Source organism: Bradyrhizobium sp. Crot121, assembly GCF_059512385.1.
The window spans coordinates 1-264 of sequence record NZ_JCAMOR010000564.1 but is presented as its reverse complement, the minus strand read 5'-3'; the positions used below and the strand labels follow the sequence as shown (position 1 = coordinate 264).

The window sequence follows — 264 nt, the reverse complement described above, 5'->3', positions numbered from 1 at the left end:
CAGGGAGGATGCCATGAGCGGCGCAAGGCTAAAGCATTACGGCTGGGGCCGCGAAGACGAAGGCATGACTGCTGAGGAGCAGGCTTTCGTGCTCGGCCGCTACCAGGCGAAATTCGCGCGCGATGCGTTTGAGACAAAAGTCGTGCCGCGTCTTGAGGACCTGGACCTGCGGGCGCCGCGCGTTGCGCTGCCGACCTCACTCGCCGCTTTCTGTACGAGCGAACGCTACGACCGGGTCGCGCATACCTACGGCAAATCCTATCC

At 63.3% G+C, this 264-nt stretch carries 1 pseudogene; it reads left to right on the top strand.

What is annotated here, in order from left to right:
• Positions 1–13: 13 nt before the first annotated feature.
• Positions 14–264: pseudogene (locus AC5ZGW_RS47920) on the top strand (FAD-binding oxidoreductase); the annotation flags it as partial.